Source organism: Conexibacter sp. SYSU D00693 (assembly GCF_017084525.1).
Classification (GTDB): domain Bacteria; phylum Actinomycetota; class Thermoleophilia; order Solirubrobacterales; family Solirubrobacteraceae; genus Baekduia.
Window position 1 is genome coordinate 1,403,992 of the sequence record NZ_CP070950.1, and the last position, 17,949, is coordinate 1,421,940.

The window sequence follows — 17,949 nt, forward strand, 5'->3', positions numbered from 1 at the left end:
GCGTGGCCGAGGAAGGCTGGATCGCCTTCATCGGCACGCCGCTTGAGGCCAGGCAGGTCGCGAAGGTGTGGCGCAGGTCGTGAAAGCGGACGAGGTGAACACCGGCGTCCCGGCAGCCCTGCTGGAACTTGGCGTGACCTTCGCTCCGTCTAGCGGCGTGCCGGGCTGCGGGTGGGCGAAGACCAGGTCTGCATCGCCGCTGTACGCCGAGCGGCGCGACCAGTCGTCCAGGGCAGCGACGACGTCGTCGGCCAGCGGGACAGAGCGGCGGGTCGAGAGGTCGCTCTTGCCGCGGCCGGAGAACTCCGTGCGCCGCCAGGTCTGCCGGACGCGGAGGCGCTGGATCGACCAGTCGACGTCGCGCCAGCGCAGGCCGAGCAGCACACCTTGTCGCAGGCCGGTCATCGCAGCGGTCAGGACCATCACGCGCACGACCGGTCCGAGGACGTCGGGCGGTGGTGGCGGCGCCGGTCCGCGGCGGCCGGCGCGGTAGAGCTTGGGCTCGCGGACGACGACGTCGTCGGGGATCGCTCGGATCACAGCCTGCAGCTCCTCGACGGTGAGGAAGCGGAGGTCGGGGTCGGTGTCGCGGACGTGCTTCGGTCGTGCCGCGCGTCGGACCGGGTTGTCAGTGGTCCACTCGAGGTCGATGGCGTGCTCGAAGACGCCGTGCAGGACCTTCAGCGTGTTGGCGACCGTCTTCGGCGACAGGCCGCGGCCCAGCAGCGCGGCGCTCATGGCTTCGACGTCGCGACGATGGACCTTGCGCAGCGGCATCGTCCCGAGCTCGGGACCGAAGTGCAGCCGCCGCGCGGTGCTCAACGTCCCGAGGTTGCTCTTGCTGACGCCCTGCACGCGTTTGAACTCGATCAAAGCCAGCGCTGCGTCATTGACGGTCTGCCGCGCGGCGGCCGGCGGCGGACTCGGGCGCTGCTCCTCGGCGAGGACCATCTTGCGCAGCTGCGCCTCGGCCTCACGGCGCGTGAGGCCCTCGGCGGTGCCCGGCGGTCGGACCGGGCCGATGCGCCGCGACACGCGGCGGCCGTCGGGCAGCCGCCAGCGTCCGTACCAGGCGCCGTGCTTGGTGAAGAGCGAGCCGGTTCCGTACGCCCTCTTGCCGCTCACTTGCGCTCCCGTGTTCTGAGCCACTCGTCGATCGAGCTGCGGCGGTAGCGGTAGAAGCGGCCCATCGGGATGTGGGGCAGGCGGCCGGCGCGGGTCTCGGCCTAGACCCATGCGACCGTCATTCGCAGCAACTGAGCGACAGCGGGCGCATCGAGGAGCTCGTCGTCGTCACTGGGAGGACGCGAGAAGCGCCGGGAGGGCTCAAGTGGCAGCTGTTCGTGCATGCCCCTACGTCGGCCCAACCGAGAGAACTTCCCCGTGGATCCGGAGGCGCATTGGACCCCGAATTGGACCCCGTCGGTGTCGCGGAACCCGTCCAGAACGCCGAAAGCCCCGACGTCGTCGGGGCTTCCGTGAGTCGGGGAGACAGGATTTGAACCTGCGACCGCCCGGCCCCCAGCCGGGTGCGCTACCAGACTGCGCCACTCCCCGCGGTGCAAGCGGGCGACGGGAATCGAACCCGCCCTAAGAGCTTGGAAGGCTCCTGTGCAACCACAACACTTCGCCCGCCAGCTGAGCGGGATGCTAGCGCGAGGGGGCCGGGCGGCGCTGCTCGGTCGGGACGGTCCCGGTCTCGTCCTCCCAGGTGCGCGGGGGCCAGGCGCCCCACCAGTTGTCGCAGGCGCCGTCGAGGGTGACGACGGTGCCCGAGAGGGTCCGGCCGAAGGGTGAGGCGAGGAGGGCGACGAGCCAGCCGAACTCCTCCATGCGGCCCAGGCGCTGGAGCGGGACGGTCGCCGCGGCCTGGCGCCAGATGTTCTCCGGGTACTTGCGCAGCGACTCGGTGTCGAAGCGGCCGATGGCGGCGGCGACGAGCGCGATCCCCTCCCCCGCCCAGCGCTCCGCCAGCTCGCGCGTCAGCGACTCGACGGCGGCCCGCGCCGCGCCGGTGTGGGCCATCGCCGGCATCCCGTGGTGCGGGGAGACCGTGACGTTCACCACGCTGCCCGAGCGCTGCGGGAGGAAGGCGCGCTGCGCGGCGACGGTCGTCATCCGCAGCGTCCCCTCCACGTTGAGGCGCTGGACCGCCTGCCAGCCCTTGGCCGCGATGTCCTCGGCGGGGACGAAGTACTGACCGCCGGCGTTGTTGACGAGGACGTCGAGGCGGCCGTGGCGCTCGAGCGCCGCGCCGACGATCGCCTCGGCGCCCTCGTCGGTGCGGATGTCCCCCACGACCCAGGAACACCGCTCGCCGATCCGCTCGGCGGCCTCCTGCAGCACCTCCTCGCGCCGGCCGGCGATGACGACGTGCGCGCCGCAGCGGGCGAGCTCGGTCGCGGCCTCGCGGCCGAGGTTCGTCCCGCCGCCGGTGACGAGGCAGACGCGCCCGTCGAGCGCGCCGTCGGCGAACACGGAGGACGGGTCCATGGGCCGGGACCCTACGGCGCGGGCGCGGCTACGAGGTCTGGCGGCGGCGCAGGAGCAGCGCGCCGGCCGCGAGCAGGACGAGGCCCGCGGCGATGAGCGGCAGCGGCTCGGCGCCGGTGTTCGCCAGCCCGCCGCTCGTGCCCGTCGGAGTGCTCGCGGGCACCTGGGACGCGGAGGCGGGCGCGGCGCCGGCGCTCGGCGTCGGCGTCACGGGCGCCGGGTCGTCCGGGACCGTGACCGTCGCGCCCTCGTCGTCGCTCTCCTCGTCGGGGACCGTGACGGTGACGCCCGGGTCCTCCTCCTCCTCGGCGGGCGTGGTCTCGGCCGGGGCGGTGAGCGTCGGGTCCGGCGTCGTCGGCGGGACCGTCGTCGTGTCCTGCGCGAGCGCGCCGGGCGCCGGCAGCAGGACGAGGGCGGCGACCAGGGCAGCGAGGAGGCGGTGCACGACGCGCCTCACCTGCCCGCTCGGCGACGGGACGTGACAGCTCACGTCCGGGAGCGTACCCGTGGCTCAGGCGGCGCGACGCTGGGGCGCGGGGACCGCGCGCAGGCGTCGGCGACGGCTGCTGCCGGGCAGCAGGGCGCCCTCGCGGCGCAGCTCGCGGACGGCGAGCGCGGTGCTGCGCCGGGCCTGCTCGAGGACCTCGACGCGGCGGCCGTGGGCCATGAGGTTGACGCCCATGAGCGCGACGTCCTCGGCGCTGGGCTGCACGAGCAGGACCTCGGTGCCCCTCGCGCGCAGCTTGCGCGCCTCGTGGCCCAGGCGCTTGCCCGACGCCGCACGCATGAGGGCGCCCATGCGCTCGCCCGGCGTCCCGCCGGCGGCCTCGGCCAGCGACGAGGTCGGGTTGAGGCAGACGACGAGGTCCAGGCCGCGCCCGCACAGGAGGTCGAGGTTCGACATGGAGCAGATGCCGCCGTCGACGTAGGAGCGTCCCGCCACCCTGACCGGGTGGTAGAAGCCGGGGATCGCGCAGGACGCGGCGACGGCGTCGGTGACGTCGGCCACGGGCGCGTCCTCACGGCCGAAGGCCACGCGCCGGCCCGTGCCGTAGTCCGCAGCGACGGCCCAGAAGGACGGGTGCTCGGGCCAGGCGCCCCGGACCTTGTCGCGCACGAGGTCCTTGATGGGGTCCGTGGAGACGAAGCCGCGCGGCAGCAGGCCCGCCATGAGCATCGCGGGCGGCCGGCGGCGCAGGTGCACGAGGCTCGACAGCGCCAGGCGCGCCGAGCCGGGGCCGATCGGGGGCAGCGCCCTGGCCAGGCGCAGCTCGTGCCCGCCGACGCGCTCGGCCAGCTCGTCGGCGCGGTCGTCGGCGTCCTGGACGTCGTCGCCGGCCGGGCCCTGGAGGTGGGCGCCCATCAGCGCGGGCGCGAGGCCGTCGGCCACGATCGCGCCGACGACCGAGCCCGCCGAGGTGCCGACGACGTGCTCCGCCGAGGCCGGGTCCCACCCGGTCTCGTCGGCCAGCGCCTCCAGCGCCCCGACGAGCCACGAGGCGCCGACGACACCGCCGGCCCCCAGCACGAGTCCGATCCGCATGGCAGCGCCGCCTACCCGGGGAGGGTGTGCGAGAAGCACCGCGAGGGTCCGGGCCGGACGGCGGGATCGGGGCCCGACGCGCGATCATGGAGGCCATGACCACCCTGGAGGTCGAGGGCGAGCGCGTCGTGGTGCGGTTCTCGGGCCGCCACGCCGTGATGGCGCTGGCGCGCTCGGTGAGCGTCCCGCTGGCGTCCGTGCGCTCGGCCACCGTGGTCCCCGACAGCTGGCAGGTCCGCGTCGGCTGGCGCCTGGGCGGCACCTTCCTGCCCCGGCGGCTGGCCTTCGGGCGCTTCCGCAAGGGCCAGGTGCGCACCTTCGCGGCGATGTACGCCGGCGAGCCGGCGGTCCTCCTCGAGCTCGAGGGCGACCACTGGGACCGCCTCTGCATCGCCGTCGAGGACGCGGAGGCCGCGGTGCGCCGCATCACCGCGGCCACGGGGCAGTCGACGGACGCCGGCGGCTAGGATCCGAGGCACACCAGGGGGACTGGTGTAGTGGTAACACGGCGGTCTCCAAAACCGCAACTCGAGGTTCGATTCCTCGGTCCCCCGCTCGTCGCGCTGCGCTGAAGGCCCCGCTGTCCGACCGCGGGGCCGCCGCTCAACTGCGACGCCCTGGCGCCGACCATCGAGAGGGTCCACGCAAGGAGCTCTCTCTTGTCTCGCCTCCCCAGGCTGGCGGCGCTGTGCGCGCTGCTGCTGTGCGTCCTGGCCGCCCCGGCCCAGGCCGACACCCCGTTCGACGTCGCCTACTCGAAGAACACGACGGGCGACATCGCCGTCATCGGCAACACCCTGCTGTCGTGCGCGACCGGCGCGACCGGCTGCGCCGACGCCCGCAACGGCACCGGCACGCTGAACAACAACAACTGGCCGATGGCCTTCGTCGACGTCGACAGCGACGGCGCGACCTTCAACAGCAGCTCGGCCACCCTCAGCCTGCTCGCCGGGCGCACGATCCTCAACGCGCAGCTCGTCTGGGGCGCGAACACGAAGGCCGGCGACACGGTCTCGGGCGTCGCCGGTGCCGACGCGCCCGATGCGGCGCTGAAGGACCGCGTGCGGTTCACCACGCCCGCCGGGACCACGCAGGTCGTCGCCTCGCAGCTCGACACCGACGCGACCAACGGGTCCTCCCAGGACCGCTACGGCGCGGTGGCCGACGTCACCTCGCTGGTCCAGGCCGGCGGCGACGGCGTCTACGCGGTGGCCAACGTCCAGGCCGGCCGGGGCGGTGACCGCTACGCCGGCTGGGCGCTCGTCGTGACCTACGCCCACCCGTCGCTCGAGCCCCACAACCTGACGGTCTTCAAGGGCTACGTCCCCGTCTCGTCCGGCAACCCGAAGACCATCACCGTCAACGGCTTCCAGACGCCGAAGGCCGCGCCCTTCACCACGAAGCTCGGCCTCGTCTCCTACGAGGGCGACCTCGGCCTCGTCGGCGACCAGGCCTCAGTCGGCACGACGGAGCTCGCCAACGCGGCCAACCCGCTGAACAACACCTTCAACTCGACGATCGCCACCCCGGCGGCGTCGCGCACCCCCGGCTACGTCAACCAGCTCGGCTTCGACGCGGACGAGTTCTCCATCGACGGGGCGCTCGCCCCGAACCAGACCTCGGCGCAGATCCCGCTCGAGACCGACAGCGACCGCTACATCCCGAACCTCGTCACCTTCGTCTCCGACCTGCGCTCCCCGCGCTTCCTCCCCACCGAGTCGGTCGCCCCGTCGACGGGCGGCAAGGTCGAGCCGGGCGACGTGCTGACCTACACGATCGTCGCCAAGAACGAGGGCGACGACCACGCCAAGGACGTCGTCGTCGAGCGGGACCTCGACCCCGACGTGCAGTACGTCCCGGGCTCGCTGACGGTCGACGGTGCCCCGGTCACCGACGCGACCAACGACGACACCGGCGAGATCACGGGCGGCACGCTGAAGTTCCCGCTCGGCGTCGTCAACGAGGGCGCCACGAAGACCATCACCTTCCAGGTGAAGGTCCCCGAGGCGATCGCCACCGGCACGCCGATCACCGGCACGACGAAGATCGACTACTCGGGCACCACCATGGCCGGGCTCGACCTCGAGGGCGAAGGCTCGTCCTCCGTCGTCGTCGTGCGCCCGGACCTCGCGGTGAGCGCGACCCACGGGACGCTGACGCGTGGCGACTCGGCGACCTACGAGCTGACCGCGGCCAACGTCGGCCAGGGCGGCACGCACGGGACGACGACGCTTGCGGCGACGTTCCCGGCTGGCCTGTCGGTCACGGGCGTGACCGGCACGGGCTGGTCCTGCCTCTCGACGTCGTCGACGGTCTCCTGCACGCGCTCGGACCGCGCGGCCGCGGGGGCGTCGTTCCCGAAGGTCTTCGTGACGGTGGACGTCGCCGAGTCGGCCACGACGCTGGACGTCGACGCCTCCGTCGACGGCGACCAGGACCTCAACGCCGCCAACGACGCGGTGACCTCGCCGGGCAACGCCTCGAGCACCGCCGACCTGCGGGTGACGGCCGTCGCCACCGGTGATGCCGGGGTGGGCAAGCCGCAGACCTGGACCTACACGATCCACAACGACGGTCCGTCCTCGGCGACGGGCGTCGAGGGGGCGCTGTCGATCCCGGCCGGCCTGGTGCGCCAGGGCTCGGTCTCCTCGAGCCAGGGCAGCTGCGCCGCGGCCGGCCCGTGCACCATCGGCACCCTCGCCAAGGGCGCGACCGCCACGGTGACCCTCGTCGCCGTCCCGGGCTCGTCGCTCGCCGGCCTGACGACCGACCCGCGCCTCACCGTGAGCGCCACGACGACCGACCCGGACGCGACCGACGACCAGGGCGGCGACCCCGTGGCGGTCCGTCCCGCGGTCGACCTGATGGCCGGCGTCACCGCCGCGCCGACGGTCACGGCCGGCACGGCGGCGCAGTGGGACGTGACCCTGCGCAACGACGGCCCGTCGACGTCCTCGGCGACGCTGGCGGTGACGCTCCCCGCCGGGCTCGCGTCGCCGACGGTCGAGCTCTGGAACGGCACGGCCTGCCCGGTCGTCTCCGGCGTCGCCACCTGCCCGGCGGTCACCCTGGGCGCCGGCGTGCAGCGCACGGCGACGGTCCGCGGGTCGGTCCCGGCCGGAGCCACGGCGGGCTCGACGCTCGCCGTGACCGCCCGGGGCACGACCTCGTCGGCGACCGACGAGCTCGACGCCACCGACGACGAGGCGACCGCCACGTCGACGGTCACGGGCCGCGCCGAGCTGTCCGTGGGCCCGACCGCGGCGCTGCCGGCCCTGACGATCGGCCAGGGCACCGACACCGCGTTCCCGGTGGGGAACACGGGCCCGTCCGAGGCGCACGACGTCGTCCTCGAGGTCGCGCTGCCCGCCGGCCTCGGCTTCGACGCCGCCGGCTCGGACGTGCGCTGCGTCGTCGTGGGCGGCAAGGTCCGCTGCGCGCTGGGCACGCTGGCCGTCGGCCAGACCGTCGCGCCGGTCGTCCGCCTCGTCGCGATGCGCGACGGCGCGGGGGCGAGCCGGCCGGTCAAGGCCACGGTCGACGCGACCGAGACCGACACCGACCCCAGCGACGACGCGGTGACCGCCACGGCGACCATCGCCCCCGCGGTCGAGCTGTCGGTGAAGGCCGACGGTGCGCCGCAGGCCGCCGGTCGTGAGGTGTCCTACCGTCTCAAGGTCGCCAACGCCGGTCCCAACGAGGCCACCGACGTCACCGTCGAGGACGTGCTGCCCGAGGGCGCGGTCTACGAGAGCGCGACGGTCGAGGGCGGCGAGTGCACCATCGGCGGCGGTCGGGTGACGTGCCGTCTGGCGACCCTGCCCGTCGGCCAGGAGCGCACGATCTCCCTGCGCGTGAAGGTCAGCCCGCAGCAGGCCGGCCGGGCCTTCCAGACCGCGCCGGGCGTCGGTTCGGCCCAGGCCGCGCTGCGCGCCCCGGTGCTCGAGGCCCCGACGCTCGTCGTCGAGGCCGAGCGCGCCGAGTCGCCCGCCCCCGCGAAGGTCCCGGCGGCCTGCGTGTCGCGCCGGCGGTTCGCCATCCACTGGACCGTGCCGCGCGGCAGCCGCCCGACGTCCTTCCGGGTCGTCGTCAACGGCAAGACGGTCAAGCGCCTGGGGCGCTCGGCTCGGCGGTGGACGGTCGACCTCCGCGGCCGGACCCCCTCGACGGTCCGCGTGCAGGTCGTCGCGACGGGTCGCAGCGGCCGCAAGGTCGGGACGGCTCGCGTGTACCGCACGTGCCTGCGCAAGGCGGAGTCGGCGCTGCCGACGATCCGCCTGGGCAAGGTCCGCTAGGCGGCGGGGGACCCGTGGCAGACACTTAGGCAGATGCCTAAGTGTCTGCTACGGTCCCGGCCGTGTCGACGACGACCACCGAGGACCTCGACCGCGCCTTCCACGCGCTGGCCGACCCGAGCCGCCGCGCGATCGTCGTGCGGCTCGCCGAGGGCCCTGCGTCGGTGAGCGAGCTCGCCGCGCCCCTGCAGCTGAAGCTGCCGTCGGTCATGCAGCACCTCGACGTGCTGCAGCGCAGCGGGCTCGTGCGCTCCGAGAAGGTCGGCCGCGTGCGGACCTGTCGGCTCGAGCCGGCGCGGTTGCGCACGGTGGAGGAGTGGGTCGTCCACCACCGCCGGACCTGGGAGCGGCGGCTGGACCTCCTCGGCGACGTCCTCGACCGCGCCTTCCCCACCGACGACGAAGGGAGCTCGACGTGAGCATCCGCCAGCACGACTCCCCCTCCAGCGGCGCTTCGCCCAGTCGCCGGCGCAGACGTTCCGCGCCTGGTCGGACCCGGAGCTCAAGCGGCGCTGGTTCTCCCCGCCCGACGAGTGGGGCGACGCGGAGTGGTCGCTGGACTTCCGGGTCGGCGGCGGCGAGCTGAGCAAGGCGCGCGACACCGACGGCGTGCTCCACGAGTTCCGCAGCCGGTTCCACGACATCGTCGAAGGCGAGCGGATCGTCTTCGCCTACGACCTGCTGCTCGACGGCCGGCTGATCTCCGTCTCGCTCACGACGGTCGAGGTGCGAGCGGCCGATGATGGCGGCACGCGCCTCGTCTTCTGCGAGCACGGGGCGTTCTTCGACGACCTGGAGGACCCCGCGGAGCGCGAGCACGGCACCGGCCTGCTCCTCGACGGGCTCGAGCGCTTCCTCGCCGGCGAGTCGGCGGTCGCATGACGGTCGTCCTGCACGAGCACCCCTTCGCGGCCTACTGCTGGAAGGCGCTCGTCGCGCTGGAGGAGCGCGGCGTGCCGTACGAGACGGTGCTCGTCGAGGACCGCGCGCCGCTCGAGGCGCTGTGGCCGCTGGCGAGCATCCCGGTGCTCGAGGACGACGGCATGGTGGTCGCCGAGTCCTCCGTCGTCGTCGAGCACCTCGACCGCCACGGCAACGCTCCGCCGATGGTGCCGCTCGACCACGACGCGGCGCTGCGCGTCCGGCTCTGGGACCGCGTCATCGACGGGTACGTCGCGACGCCGATGCAGACGATCGTCGGCGACGTCCTGCGCCCGGAGGGGTCGGGCGACGCCTACGGCGTGGCGCAGGCGCACGCGCAGTTCGACCGCATCTACCGCGTGCTCGACGACCACCTCGCGGCGAGCGACGGGCCGTGGCTGGCGGGCGCGTCGTTCTCGCTGGCCGACTGCGCCGCCGCGCCGGCACTGCACTACGCCGACGTCCTGCACCGCCTCGACCGCGACGCCCACCCGGCGCTGGCGGCCTACGAGGAGCGGCTGTTCGCGCGCCCGTCGGTGACGCGGGTCGTCGAGCGGGCGCGGCCGTACCGGCACCTCTTCCCCCTGCCCTGGCCGGCGCACGTCGCCTGAGCGGCGGCGCCGGCGCGTCACCCGTCGGTCGATGCGGGTGGAGGGACTCGAACCCCCACGGCCAGGTGGCCACGAGGACCTAAACCTCGCGCGTCTGCCAGTTCCGCCACACCCGCGGGTCGCTTGGGCGAAGAACCGCTGCAAGCGCCGGACGCGGATTGTAAGGTCGCCAGCGAGATGGCTGCCGCTGCCCGCAACCGCGACGTGATCATCGAGCACCCGAACCGGGAGAAGGCCGCCTCCAAGGCGACGAAGGCCACGGTCATCGTGCTCCTCCTCGCGTCGGTCGCCCTCATCGCGATCGTCACGGTCGGCGGCTGGGACGCCCTCGAGGGCGCCAAGCCCGTGCAGCTCGCCTACCTCGCGATCTACCTCGTGATGGCCTACTACGTCGCCCGCTGGAACCGCGGCGTGCTGCCCGTCATCGCGGCCCTCGCGATCATCATGGCCATCTTCGCCGCGGTCGCCACGCCGGAGTGGTTCGACCGCACCAAGGACGGCTTCACGAGCCCGACCCTCGACGAGGGCGTCCTCGGCACCATCACGGCGATCATCGTCCCGGCCCAGGCCCTCCTCATCGCGTTCGCGATGCGCGGCTTCGCGCAGGCGTGGAACGTCGAGGTGGAGCGGCAGGTCGAGCGGTCGTAGGGCTCAGTCTCGCCCGGAGGCCGCGGTACGATCCGCGCGTCAAGCCCGGGTGCTGGAATGGTCTACAGGGATCCCTCAAAAGGATCTGGCCTTCGGGCCTTGCGGGTTCGAATCCCGCCCCGGGTACTCCATCGGTCGACTCGCGGACGTGGCCTCGATCCGTCACCCGATGGACGCCACTCGTCGGAGTGGCGCGACCGCCGGTCGCCGTCTACGTTCGTCGCATGTCCGAGCTACGGTCGGTGGTCGTCGGGCCTGGGGAAGGGACGACGATCGAGGGGCCCGCGGGTGGGCCGCTGACGTTCAAGGTCCGCGGCCAGCAGACCGGCGGGCGCCTGACGGCCCTCGAGAACGTCGTCGCCCCCGGCGACGGTCCGCCGCTCCACACCCACGACGCGCAGGACGAGGCGTGGCACGTGCTCGAGGGCGAGCTGCGCTTCCAGCTCGGCGAGGAGGTCACGAGCGCGCCGGCGGGGAGCTTCGTGTTCGTCCCGCGCGGAGTGCCGCACTGCTTCCAGAACGCCGGGTCGACCCCGGCGCGGATCCTCGTGCTCTTCACGCCCGCCGGGATGGAGCCGTTCTTCGACGGCTTCGCGCAGCTCACGCCCGAGGAGCTGGGACCGCAGGCGTTCGGCCGGCTCGGCGAGCCGGTCGGGATGCGCGTCGTCGGCCCGCCGCTGCGCTGACGGCCTAGCCGTCCTGGAGCACCTGGTCCCAGAAGGCCAGCTCGTGCTCGCTGCAGCGCAGGAACGCCCGCGTCATCGCCGCACGCGCTGCGTCGTCGACGCGTGAGGCGGCGCGATCCGCCTCGTCCCGGCACCAGGCCGCGAGCGCGGCGAAGCCCTCGTCGGCGTAGGAGCCGATCCACGCGCGGTAGCGCTCGTCCTCGGGCGCCGCGCCCTCGGCGGCCAGGCGCAGGCCGATCTCGCTGAAGCCCCACATGCACGGCAGCAGTGCGGCGACGAGGACCTCGTAGGGCTCGGCGACGGCGCAGCGCAGGAGGAAGTCGGTGTAGCCGGCGGTGGCGCGGCCGGGCGCGTGGTCGGCCAGCTCGTCCTCGGTGATCCCGAACTGGGCGGCGTAGGAGCGGTGCAGGCGCAGCTCGTCGGCCAGCGTGCTGTGCGCGACCTCGGCCCAGCGGGCGACGGCGTCGAGCTCCGTCGCGCGGCCGGCGGCGAAGGCCAGGACGCGGGCGTAGTCGACGAGGAAGCACCAGTCCTCGCGGACCCATCGCTCCAGCCGGTCGACCGCCAGCGTGCCGTCGGCGATCCCGCGGACGACGGGGTGGCGGTGCTGGGCCTCCCAGAGCTCGTCGGCCACCGCGCGTGCGGCGGTGCTCCAGCGCCCGTCGCCGGTCACGGGCCGACGAGCTCGCGCAGCTCGGCCACGAGCGCCGGGGGCGCGACGAGGATCCCCGCCGGCAGGACGCCGCCGCCGTCGAGGCGGACGACCTCCAGGCCCGCACGCGCGCACAGCAGCTCGCCCGCGCGGGTGTCCCAGGCCTTGACCCCGTGCTCGAAGTACGCGTCGTAGCGGCCGGCAGCGGTCCAGGCGAGGTCGAGCGCCGCCGAGCCCATGCGGCGCACGTCGCGCACGCGCTGGATCACCCGTGTCACGAGCTCGGCCTGGCGCCCGCGCTGAGCGGCGTCGTAGCCGAAGCCCGTGGCGACGAGGGCCTGCGAGAGCTCGTCCTGGGACGAGCCCTCCAGCGCCTCGCCGCCGAGCGTCGCGACGCCCTCGGCCGTCGCGCGGAAGAGGTCGCCGCGCACCGGGTCCCAGACCACGCCCACCAGCACGCCACCGCCGTCCGCGGTCGACTCGCACGCGACGCTCACGCACCACTGCGGCAGCCCGAAGAGGAAGTTCACCGTCCCGTCGAGCGGATCGACGACCCAGCGCCGGCCGGTCGTTCCCTCGACGTCGTCGCCCTCCTCCCCCAGGATCCCGTCGTCCGGCACGCGGGCCGCGAGGACCTCGCGGATCGCGCGCTCCGCGGCGAGGTCGGCCTCGCTGACGACGTCCGTCGGCGTGCTCTTCGTCGCCAGCGCGCGCTCGCGCCCGAAGCGCGCGACGAGGACGTCGCCCGCGGCGCGAGCGGCCTCCTCGGCGACGGCGGCGAGCTCGTCGCCCGTCACGCGCGACCACCCGGGCGGCGCTGCGCCCAGGGGTGGGTCTGCTCGAGCTGCGCGGCGAGGGCGAGGACCGTCGCCTCGTCGCGCGGGCGGCCGACGAGCTGCACGCCCAGCGGCAGGCCGTCGTCGTCGAAGCCCGCCGGGACCGACGCCGCCGGCTGGCCGGTGAGGTTGTACGGCGCGAAGTACGGGATGCGCCGCGCGGCGAAGGCCAGCCACCAGGCGGTGCCGTGCTGGGTGAACGTCCCGGCGGTGTAGGGACCATCGGCGCACGACGGGGTGAGCAGGACGTCCACGTCGTCCCACAGGGCCTCGATGCGCCGGGCGATCCCGTCCTCGGCGCCGCGCGCCCAGCGCACCGCGGCGTCGGGGATCCGCGCGCCGATCGCCGCCACGTTGCGCGACCGCGGCTCGAGGACCGCGGGGTCGTCGAGCTCGTCGCGCGCCTGGTCGGCGATGCCGCGCAGCACGCGCGTGTACGCCGCTGCCCAGAACGACGGCGGGAAGTCCGGGTCGCGCTCGACGACGTCGTGGCCGAGGGCGCGCAGCCGCTGCGCGGTGCCCCGCAGCGCCTCGCGCTCCTCGCGCCCCAGCGGCGCCACCACCCCGACCGGGACCTTCGTGGAGACCGCGATGCGCAGCCGCCCCGGGTCGGCCGCGCGCACGGCCGCAGCGAACCCGCCGTCCTCCAGCGGCGCGTCGTCGACCGTCGCGTCGAGGAAGAGCGCCGCGTCGAGCACCGTCCGCGCCAGCGGGCCGCGGTGGGCCATGCCCTGCCAGCCGTCGGCGGCGTCGGGCGTCATGGGAACGCGATCGCGCGTCGGCTTGATGCCGAAGAGCCCGCACCACGCCGCCGGCCCGCGGATCGACCCCGCGCCGTCGGAGCCCAGCGCGACACCGCACAGCCCGTCGGCCGCCGCCGCGCCGCTGCCGCCGCTCGAGCCGCCAGGCGTCCGGCGCAGGTCCCACGGGTTGCGGACCGACCCGTAGGTCGTCGTGTCGGTCGCCGGGCTCATCGAGAGCTCGGGGATGTGCGTCTTGCCGACCACGACGGCCCCGGCCGCGCGCAGCCGCGCCACGACGTCGGCATCCACCACGGCGCGCCCACGCGACGTCGCCGTCCCGTGGCAGGTGTCGAGCCCCGCGACGTCCGCGTCGTCCTTGATCGCCACCGGGACGCCGTTGAGCACCCCGCCCTCGCCCGCCGCGCGACGCTCGTCGGCCGCCGCCGCCTCGGCGAGCGCCTCCTCGCCCAGGACGACCCGGAACGCGTTGAGCCGCGGGTTGCGCTCGGCGATGCGGTCGAGCGTCGCCCGGACCAGCTCGACGCTCGTGACCTCGCCGTCGGCGACCGCCTGGGCCTGGCGGGCGGCGCCCGCGAAGAGGAGGTCGGCCGTGCTGGTGGTGGCGGTCATGGTCGGGCCCGGACGCTACCGTCCCGCCATCCGCCGGGCGACGAGGGAGACGACGGCGCCAGCCGAGCTGGCGCGCGAGCTGGCCAGCGCCAAGGGGCGTGGCGCCGGGACCGACGCCGAGCGCCGCGCGGCCAAGCGCCTGGCCCGCGAGCTGTGGGCCCACGGGCGTGAGGCGCGCGTCGAGACGCTGTGGGTCCGCCCGCAGTGGGCGGCGCCGTACGCGGCGGTCGCCGTCGGCGGCATCGCCGCGTCCGTCGTCAGCGTCGACCACGCCCGGACGGCCCTGTGGATCGCCCTCGCGTCCCTCGTCCTGCTCGTCCTCGAGCTCGCCGGTGCCGGCGTCCTGCGCCGCCTCACGCGCGAGCGCGCGACGCAGCTCGTGGTCTCCCCCGCGCGCGCCGCCGGCCGCCGCGTGACGCTCCTGGTCACCGCCTCGACCGACGCGCCCCGCCGCGGCGCGCTCACCGGCGTCCCCGGCGCCGTCCGCGTCGTCGCGTGGTCGCTGCTCGGCGTCGCCGTGTTCTGCGCGCTGCGCAGCCAGGACGTCGACGACGACTGGCTCGGTCCCGCGCAGCTCGTGCCGACGATCGGGCTCGTCGTCGCCTTCGGCGCGCTGCTGGACCACGCCTTCGCGCCGCCCGATCCCTCCCCTGGCGCCGCGACCGGGCCGGCCGCGGCCCTCGCGGTCGCGGCGGCGCTCGACGCGCGCCCTCCGCGACGCCTCGCGGTCGAGGTCGTCCTGTGCGGCGCCGGCGCGCTCGGGATGGCGGCGCACCTCCAGCGCCTGCGCCGGGCCGGCGTCTCGGCCGAGGAGGTCTGCGTCCTGCACCTGGGCGACTGCGGCAGCGGCCCCCCGCGGTTCTGGCGGCGCGAGGGGCTCGTCGTCCCGCTCGCCGCACACCCGCAGCTCGTGGCGCTGGCACAGCGCCTGGCGGCGGAGGAGACCCACCTCCAGGCCGCCCCCACGGCGTCGGCCACCACGTCGCCCGCACGCGTCGCCCGGGCGCGGCGCTGGCCGGCGATCCGGCTGGGCACCAGGCGCCAGGGCGGCGAGCTGGACCCCGCCGCCCTACAGGCGACCGTCGAGCTCGCGGTCGGCCTCGTCCGCCGGCTCGATGCCGAGCTGGGCGCCGCCGAGCCGGAGCCGGCCCGGCCGGCGAGCGGGCCGCGGCGCCCCAAGCGCCTGCTCGCGCGCACGCGCGCGTAGACGCGACGCACAGGCATAGAGTGCGGCCATGTCCGCGACCGCCGACGTCCTCTGGACCCCGTCGCCCGAGCGCATCGAGCGCGCGGCGGTCACGCAGTTCGCCCGCTCCCGCGGCCTGCCCGAGGACTACGACGCGCTGTGGCGCTGGTCGGTCGACGACCTCGAGGGCTTCTGGGCCGCGATCTGGGAGCACTTCGGCGTCGACTCGACCTACGAAGCGGTCCTCGCGTCCCGTGCCATGCCGGGGGCGGTGTGGTTCCCGGGCGCGCAGGTCAACTACGCCGAGCACCTGCTGCGCACGGCGCCCCACGACGACGCCGACGTGGCCATCCGCCACGCCTCCGAGCTGCGGCCCGCGGCCGCGATGACGTGGGGCGAGCTGCGCACGCGCGTGGCGGAGGTCCGGGCCGGCCTCCAGGCGCTCGGGGTCGGCCGCGGCGACCGCGTCGCCGCCTACCTGCCCAACATCCCCGACACGATCGCCGCGTTCCTGGCCACGGCCTCGCTCGGCGCGATCTGGTCCAGCGCAGCGCCCGAGTTCGGCGCGCGGTCGGTCATCGACCGCTTCGCGCAGATCACCCCGAAGGTCCTGCTGGCGGTCGACGGGTACCGCTACGGCGGCAAGGACTTCGACCGCACCGAGCAGGTCCGCCAGATCGCGGCGGAGGTCGGCGGCGAGGTCGTGCGCTTCGGCCACCTCGACGGCACGGGCTGGGAGGACGGCTTCCTGCGTCCCAGACCGCTCGCGTTCGAGCGCGTGCCGTTCGACCACCCGCTCTGGGTCCTCTACTCGTCGGGCACGACCGGCCTGCCCAAGCCGATCGTCCACGGCCAGGGCGGCATCCTGGTCGAGCACCTCAAGAAGATGCACCTGCACCTCGACGCGCAGCGCGGGGACCGCGTCTTCTGGTTCACGACGACCGGCTGGATGATGTGGAACTTCCTGGTCGGTGTGCTGCTGACCGAGGCCTCGATCGTCCTCTTCGACGGCAACCCGGGCGGCGACGTGCTGTGGGACCTCGCCGAGGAGACGGGCATCACGACGTTCGGCACCGGCGCGGCGTACCTCGCCGGCTGCATGAAGCAGGGCGTCGAGCCCGCGCGCGGGCGCGACCTCCAGGTCCAGGCGGTCGGCTCGACCGGCTCGCCGCTGTCGCCCGAGGGCTTCCGCTGGGTCTACGACCAGCTCGGCGCGGACACCTGGCTGTTCTCCACCAGCGGCGGGACCGACGTCTGCACGGCGTTCGTCGGCGGCGTCCCCACCCTGCCGGTCTACGAGGGCGAGCTCCAGGCCCGCTCCCTGGGCTGCGACGTCCAGGCGTGGGACGAGGACGGCAAGGCGCTGGTCGGGGAGGTCGGCGAGCTGGTGATCGCCCAGCCGATGCCGTCGATGCCGGTCTCCTTCTGGGGCGACGAGGACGGCTCGAAGCTCCGCGAGGCGTACTTCGAGCACTTCGCGGGCGTCTGGCGCCACGGCGACTGGCTCGAGCTCACCGACCGCGGGACCGCGATCATCTACGGGCGCAGCGACTCGACCATCAACCGCGGCGGCGTGCGCATGGGCACGAGCGAGCTCTACCGCGCGGTGCTCGCCGTCGAGGACGTCGTCGACGCGCTCGTGGTCGACGTGCCGCAAGAGGGTCGCGAGAACTGGATGCCGCTATTCGTCGTGCTGCGCGAGGGCGCGCAGCTCGACGACGACCTGCGCCGGGCCCTGGCCAAGCGCGTGCGCGAGGACTGCTCGCCGCGCCACGTGCCCGACGAGGTCTTCGCCGTCGCCGAGGTGCCGCGGACGCTCAGCGGCAAGGTCCTCGAGGTGCCGGTCAAGCGGATCCTCATGGGCCAGGACCCGGACAAGGCCGCGAGCCGCGACTCGCTGGCCAACCCGGCGGCGCTCGAGCCGTTCGTGGCGCTGGCGCGCGAGCGCGCGGGCGGCGCCGCCGGCTGAGGGCGCGCGCTACTGGTCGGCGCCGCCCTCGAGCCGGGCGGCGACCTCCTCGATGCGCCGGCGGGCGTCGGCGGGGTCGGTCGCGTAGGCGCCGGTCTCGCCCACGGGCGCGACGCCCGGCACGAGCAGGTCGGGCTCGAGCGCGGCCAGCAGGTGGAGGCTCTCGACGTAGCGCTCGCGGTCGCTGACGCCGTCGAGCAGCGCGGCGACCCACTGGCCGCCGCGGACGAAGAGCGTGTCGCCGGTGAAGAGGACGCGGCGGCCGTCGTCGTCCCAGACGTAGGCCGTCGCTCCAGGGGTGTGGCCGGGCACGGGCACGACCTCCAGGTCGCCGTCGTGGTGGCGGTCGGTGAACGTGGCGTCGACGCTGACGGTCCGCGCGACCTCGTCGGCGTCGGCGGCGTGGACGTGCACCGGGGCGCCGAGGGCGTCGCGCAGCTGCGCGGCCTCGGCGGTCGCCTCGTGGGCGTGGTTGAGGTACTGGCGCGCGACGCCGCCGACGTCGCGGACGGCGTCGAGCTCCGGCAGTGCGGCGGCGGCGCCGTAGAGCAGGACGTTTCCGTGGTCGGGCCGGACGAGGAGCGCGGCGCGCGCCTGCAGCGGGACGCGACCGAAGCCCAGGTCCAGCGGTGCGGTGAGGTGCAGGCCGGGGGCGATGAGGTCCATGGGCAGGACCGTAGGACTTCAAGCGTGGTTGAGGTCAAGGGCGCCGTTCACCGCAGCGTCCCCGGCGCCG

At 74.9% G+C, this 17,949-nt stretch carries 17 protein-coding genes, 5 tRNA genes and 1 pseudogene; 11 read left to right on the forward strand and 12 right to left on the reverse strand.

Annotated features, from left to right (window positions below; all coding sequences use genetic code 11):
- Positions 1–27: 27 nt before the first annotated feature.
- The 7 genes from JUB12_RS07030 to JUB12_RS07060 all read right to left on the reverse strand — a co-directional run bounded on the left by JUB12_RS07030 (position 28) and on the right by JUB12_RS07060 (position 4,036).
- Entirely contained in the window at positions 28–1,125 is a 1,098-nt protein-coding gene (locus tag JUB12_RS07030) for a tyrosine-type recombinase/integrase (protein WP_205698913.1), read from the reverse strand.
- A complete protein-coding gene (locus tag JUB12_RS22330; RefSeq protein WP_371822321.1) occupies positions 1,122–1,205 on the reverse strand; it encodes a hypothetical protein in 84 nt (27 codons plus the stop codon). Before JUB12_RS22330 ends, JUB12_RS07030 begins: the two co-directional genes overlap by 4 nt.
- Positions 1,206–1,483: 278 nt before the next feature.
- A tRNA-Pro gene (locus JUB12_RS07040) sits at positions 1,484–1,557 on the reverse strand.
- A gap of 7 nt (positions 1,558–1,564) precedes the next feature.
- A tRNA-Gly gene (locus JUB12_RS07045) sits at positions 1,565–1,635 on the reverse strand.
- Positions 1,636–1,650: 15 nt separating this feature from the next.
- Complete coding sequence (locus JUB12_RS07050) at positions 1,651–2,493, reverse strand: SDR family oxidoreductase (protein WP_205698914.1); 843 nt, start codon at positions 2,491–2,493, stop codon at positions 1,651–1,653.
- Between the two features lie 28 nt (positions 2,494–2,521).
- Entirely contained in the window at positions 2,522–2,938 is a 417-nt protein-coding gene (locus JUB12_RS07055) for an LPXTG cell wall anchor domain-containing protein (protein WP_205698915.1), read from the reverse strand.
- Between the two features lie 66 nt (positions 2,939–3,004).
- Complete coding sequence (locus JUB12_RS07060; protein ID WP_205698916.1) at positions 3,005–4,036, reverse strand: patatin-like phospholipase family protein; 1,032 nt, start codon at positions 4,034–4,036, stop codon at positions 3,005–3,007.
- A gap of 95 nt (positions 4,037–4,131) precedes the next feature.
- On the opposite strand from JUB12_RS07060, the gene JUB12_RS07065 reads away from it, so the two are divergent.
- From JUB12_RS07065 to JUB12_RS07090, 6 genes and pseudogenes are all read left to right on the forward strand, one after another.
- Positions 4,132–4,503 carry a hypothetical protein gene (locus tag JUB12_RS07065; protein WP_205698917.1) on the forward strand — a complete coding sequence of 124 codons (372 nt, stop codon included), beginning with the start codon at positions 4,132–4,134 and terminating at the stop codon, positions 4,501–4,503.
- A gap of 16 nt (positions 4,504–4,519) precedes the next feature.
- Positions 4,520–4,590, forward strand: a tRNA-Trp gene (locus JUB12_RS07070).
- 105 nt (positions 4,591–4,695) lie between these two features.
- Positions 4,696–8,331, forward strand: coding sequence for a DUF11 domain-containing protein (locus tag JUB12_RS07075; RefSeq protein WP_205698918.1), 3,636 nt, complete (start codon positions 4,696–4,698; stop codon positions 8,329–8,331).
- Positions 8,332–8,393: 62 nt separating this feature from the next.
- Positions 8,394–8,750: a helix-turn-helix transcriptional regulator gene (locus JUB12_RS07080; protein WP_205698919.1), complete on the forward strand. Its 357-nt coding sequence runs from the start codon at positions 8,394–8,396 to the stop codon at positions 8,748–8,750.
- A gap of 55 nt (positions 8,751–8,805) precedes the next feature.
- Positions 8,806–9,213, forward strand: a pseudogene (locus JUB12_RS07085) (SRPBCC family protein); the annotation flags it as partial.
- The gene (locus JUB12_RS07090) at positions 9,210–9,863 is read left to right on the forward strand and encodes a glutathione S-transferase family protein (RefSeq protein ID WP_205698920.1); all 654 of its coding nucleotides are present in this window, start codon (positions 9,210–9,212) and stop codon (positions 9,861–9,863) included. The pseudogene JUB12_RS07085 and the gene JUB12_RS07090, both read left to right, overlap by 4 nt.
- A gap of 32 nt (positions 9,864–9,895) precedes the next feature.
- Here the strand turns inward: JUB12_RS07090 and JUB12_RS07095 are convergent.
- Positions 9,896–9,979: transfer RNA gene (locus JUB12_RS07095), tRNA-Leu, on the reverse strand.
- A 61-nt stretch (positions 9,980–10,040) separates the two neighbouring features.
- Here JUB12_RS07095 and JUB12_RS07100 point away from each other — a divergent pair.
- The 3 genes from JUB12_RS07100 to JUB12_RS07110 all read left to right on the forward strand — a co-directional run bounded on the left by JUB12_RS07100 (position 10,041) and on the right by JUB12_RS07110 (position 11,197).
- Entirely contained in the window at positions 10,041–10,511 is a 471-nt protein-coding gene (locus JUB12_RS07100; RefSeq protein WP_205698921.1) for a hypothetical protein, read from the forward strand.
- A gap of 43 nt (positions 10,512–10,554) precedes the next feature.
- A tRNA-Leu gene (locus tag JUB12_RS07105) sits at positions 10,555–10,637 on the forward strand.
- A 98-nt stretch (positions 10,638–10,735) separates the two neighbouring features.
- Positions 10,736–11,197, forward strand: a complete 462-nt coding sequence (locus tag JUB12_RS07110) for a cupin domain-containing protein (protein WP_205698922.1) — start codon at positions 10,736–10,738, stop codon at positions 11,195–11,197.
- Between the two features lie 4 nt (positions 11,198–11,201).
- On the opposite strand, the gene tenA is transcribed toward JUB12_RS07110, so the two are convergent.
- From tenA to JUB12_RS07125, 3 genes are read right to left on the reverse strand one after another with little or no spacing between them, the layout of a single operon-like run.
- Positions 11,202–11,870, reverse strand: a complete 669-nt coding sequence (gene tenA, locus JUB12_RS07115) for a thiaminase II (RefSeq protein ID WP_205698923.1) — start codon at positions 11,868–11,870, stop codon at positions 11,202–11,204.
- On the reverse strand, positions 11,867–12,646 hold the full coding sequence (locus JUB12_RS07120) for an inositol monophosphatase family protein (RefSeq protein WP_205698924.1): 780 nt from the start codon (positions 12,644–12,646) through the stop codon (positions 11,867–11,869). The genes tenA and JUB12_RS07120 overlap by 4 nt, the downstream gene beginning before the upstream one ends.
- A complete protein-coding gene (locus JUB12_RS07125; protein WP_205698925.1) occupies positions 12,643–14,058 on the reverse strand; it encodes an amidase in 1,416 nt (471 codons plus the stop codon). The genes JUB12_RS07120 and JUB12_RS07125 overlap by 4 nt, the downstream gene beginning before the upstream one ends.
- Between JUB12_RS07125 and JUB12_RS07130 the strand changes: the two genes are divergently transcribed.
- Both JUB12_RS07130 and JUB12_RS07135 read left to right on the forward strand, forming a co-directional pair.
- Positions 14,039–15,265 carry a hypothetical protein gene (locus JUB12_RS07130; RefSeq protein WP_205698926.1) on the forward strand — a complete coding sequence of 409 codons (1,227 nt, stop codon included), beginning with the start codon at positions 14,039–14,041 and terminating at the stop codon, positions 15,263–15,265. The two genes, JUB12_RS07125 and JUB12_RS07130, sit on opposite strands and share 20 nt — an antisense overlap.
- A gap of 28 nt (positions 15,266–15,293) precedes the next feature.
- Entirely contained in the window at positions 15,294–17,213 is a 1,920-nt protein-coding gene (locus tag JUB12_RS07135; RefSeq protein ID WP_205698927.1) for an acetoacetate--CoA ligase, read from the forward strand.
- A gap of 9 nt (positions 17,214–17,222) precedes the next feature.
- On the opposite strand, the gene JUB12_RS07140 is transcribed toward JUB12_RS07135, so the two are convergent.
- Positions 17,223–17,879 carry an MBL fold metallo-hydrolase gene (locus JUB12_RS07140; protein WP_205698928.1) on the reverse strand — a complete coding sequence of 219 codons (657 nt, stop codon included), beginning with the start codon at positions 17,877–17,879 and terminating at the stop codon, positions 17,223–17,225.
- Between the last annotated feature and the right edge of the window lie 70 nt (positions 17,880–17,949).

Coding starts and splice junctions, on each gene's coding strand:
- JUB12_RS07050 (WP_205698914.1), bottom strand. CDS start 2,493: ATGGACCCGTCCTCCGTGTTCGCCGACGGCGCGCTCGACGGGCGCGTC.
- JUB12_RS07060 (WP_205698916.1), bottom strand. CDS start 4,036: ATGCGGATCGGACTCGTGCTGGGGGCCGGCGGTGTCGTCGGCGCCTCG.
- JUB12_RS07065 (WP_205698917.1), top strand. CDS start 4,132: ATGACCACCCTGGAGGTCGAGGGCGAGCGCGTCGTGGTGCGGTTCTCG.
- JUB12_RS07090 (WP_205698920.1), top strand. CDS start 9,210: ATGACGGTCGTCCTGCACGAGCACCCCTTCGCGGCCTACTGCTGGAAG.
- JUB12_RS07100 (WP_205698921.1), top strand. CDS start 10,041: ATGGCTGCCGCTGCCCGCAACCGCGACGTGATCATCGAGCACCCGAAC.
- JUB12_RS07110 (WP_205698922.1), top strand. CDS start 10,736: ATGTCCGAGCTACGGTCGGTGGTCGTCGGGCCTGGGGAAGGGACGACG.
- JUB12_RS07125 (WP_205698925.1), bottom strand. CDS start 14,058: ATGACCGCCACCACCAGCACGGCCGACCTCCTCTTCGCGGGCGCCGCC.
- JUB12_RS07135 (WP_205698927.1), top strand. CDS start 15,294: ATGTCCGCGACCGCCGACGTCCTCTGGACCCCGTCGCCCGAGCGCATC.
- JUB12_RS07140 (WP_205698928.1), bottom strand. CDS start 17,879: ATGGACCTCATCGCCCCCGGCCTGCACCTCACCGCACCGCTGGACCTG.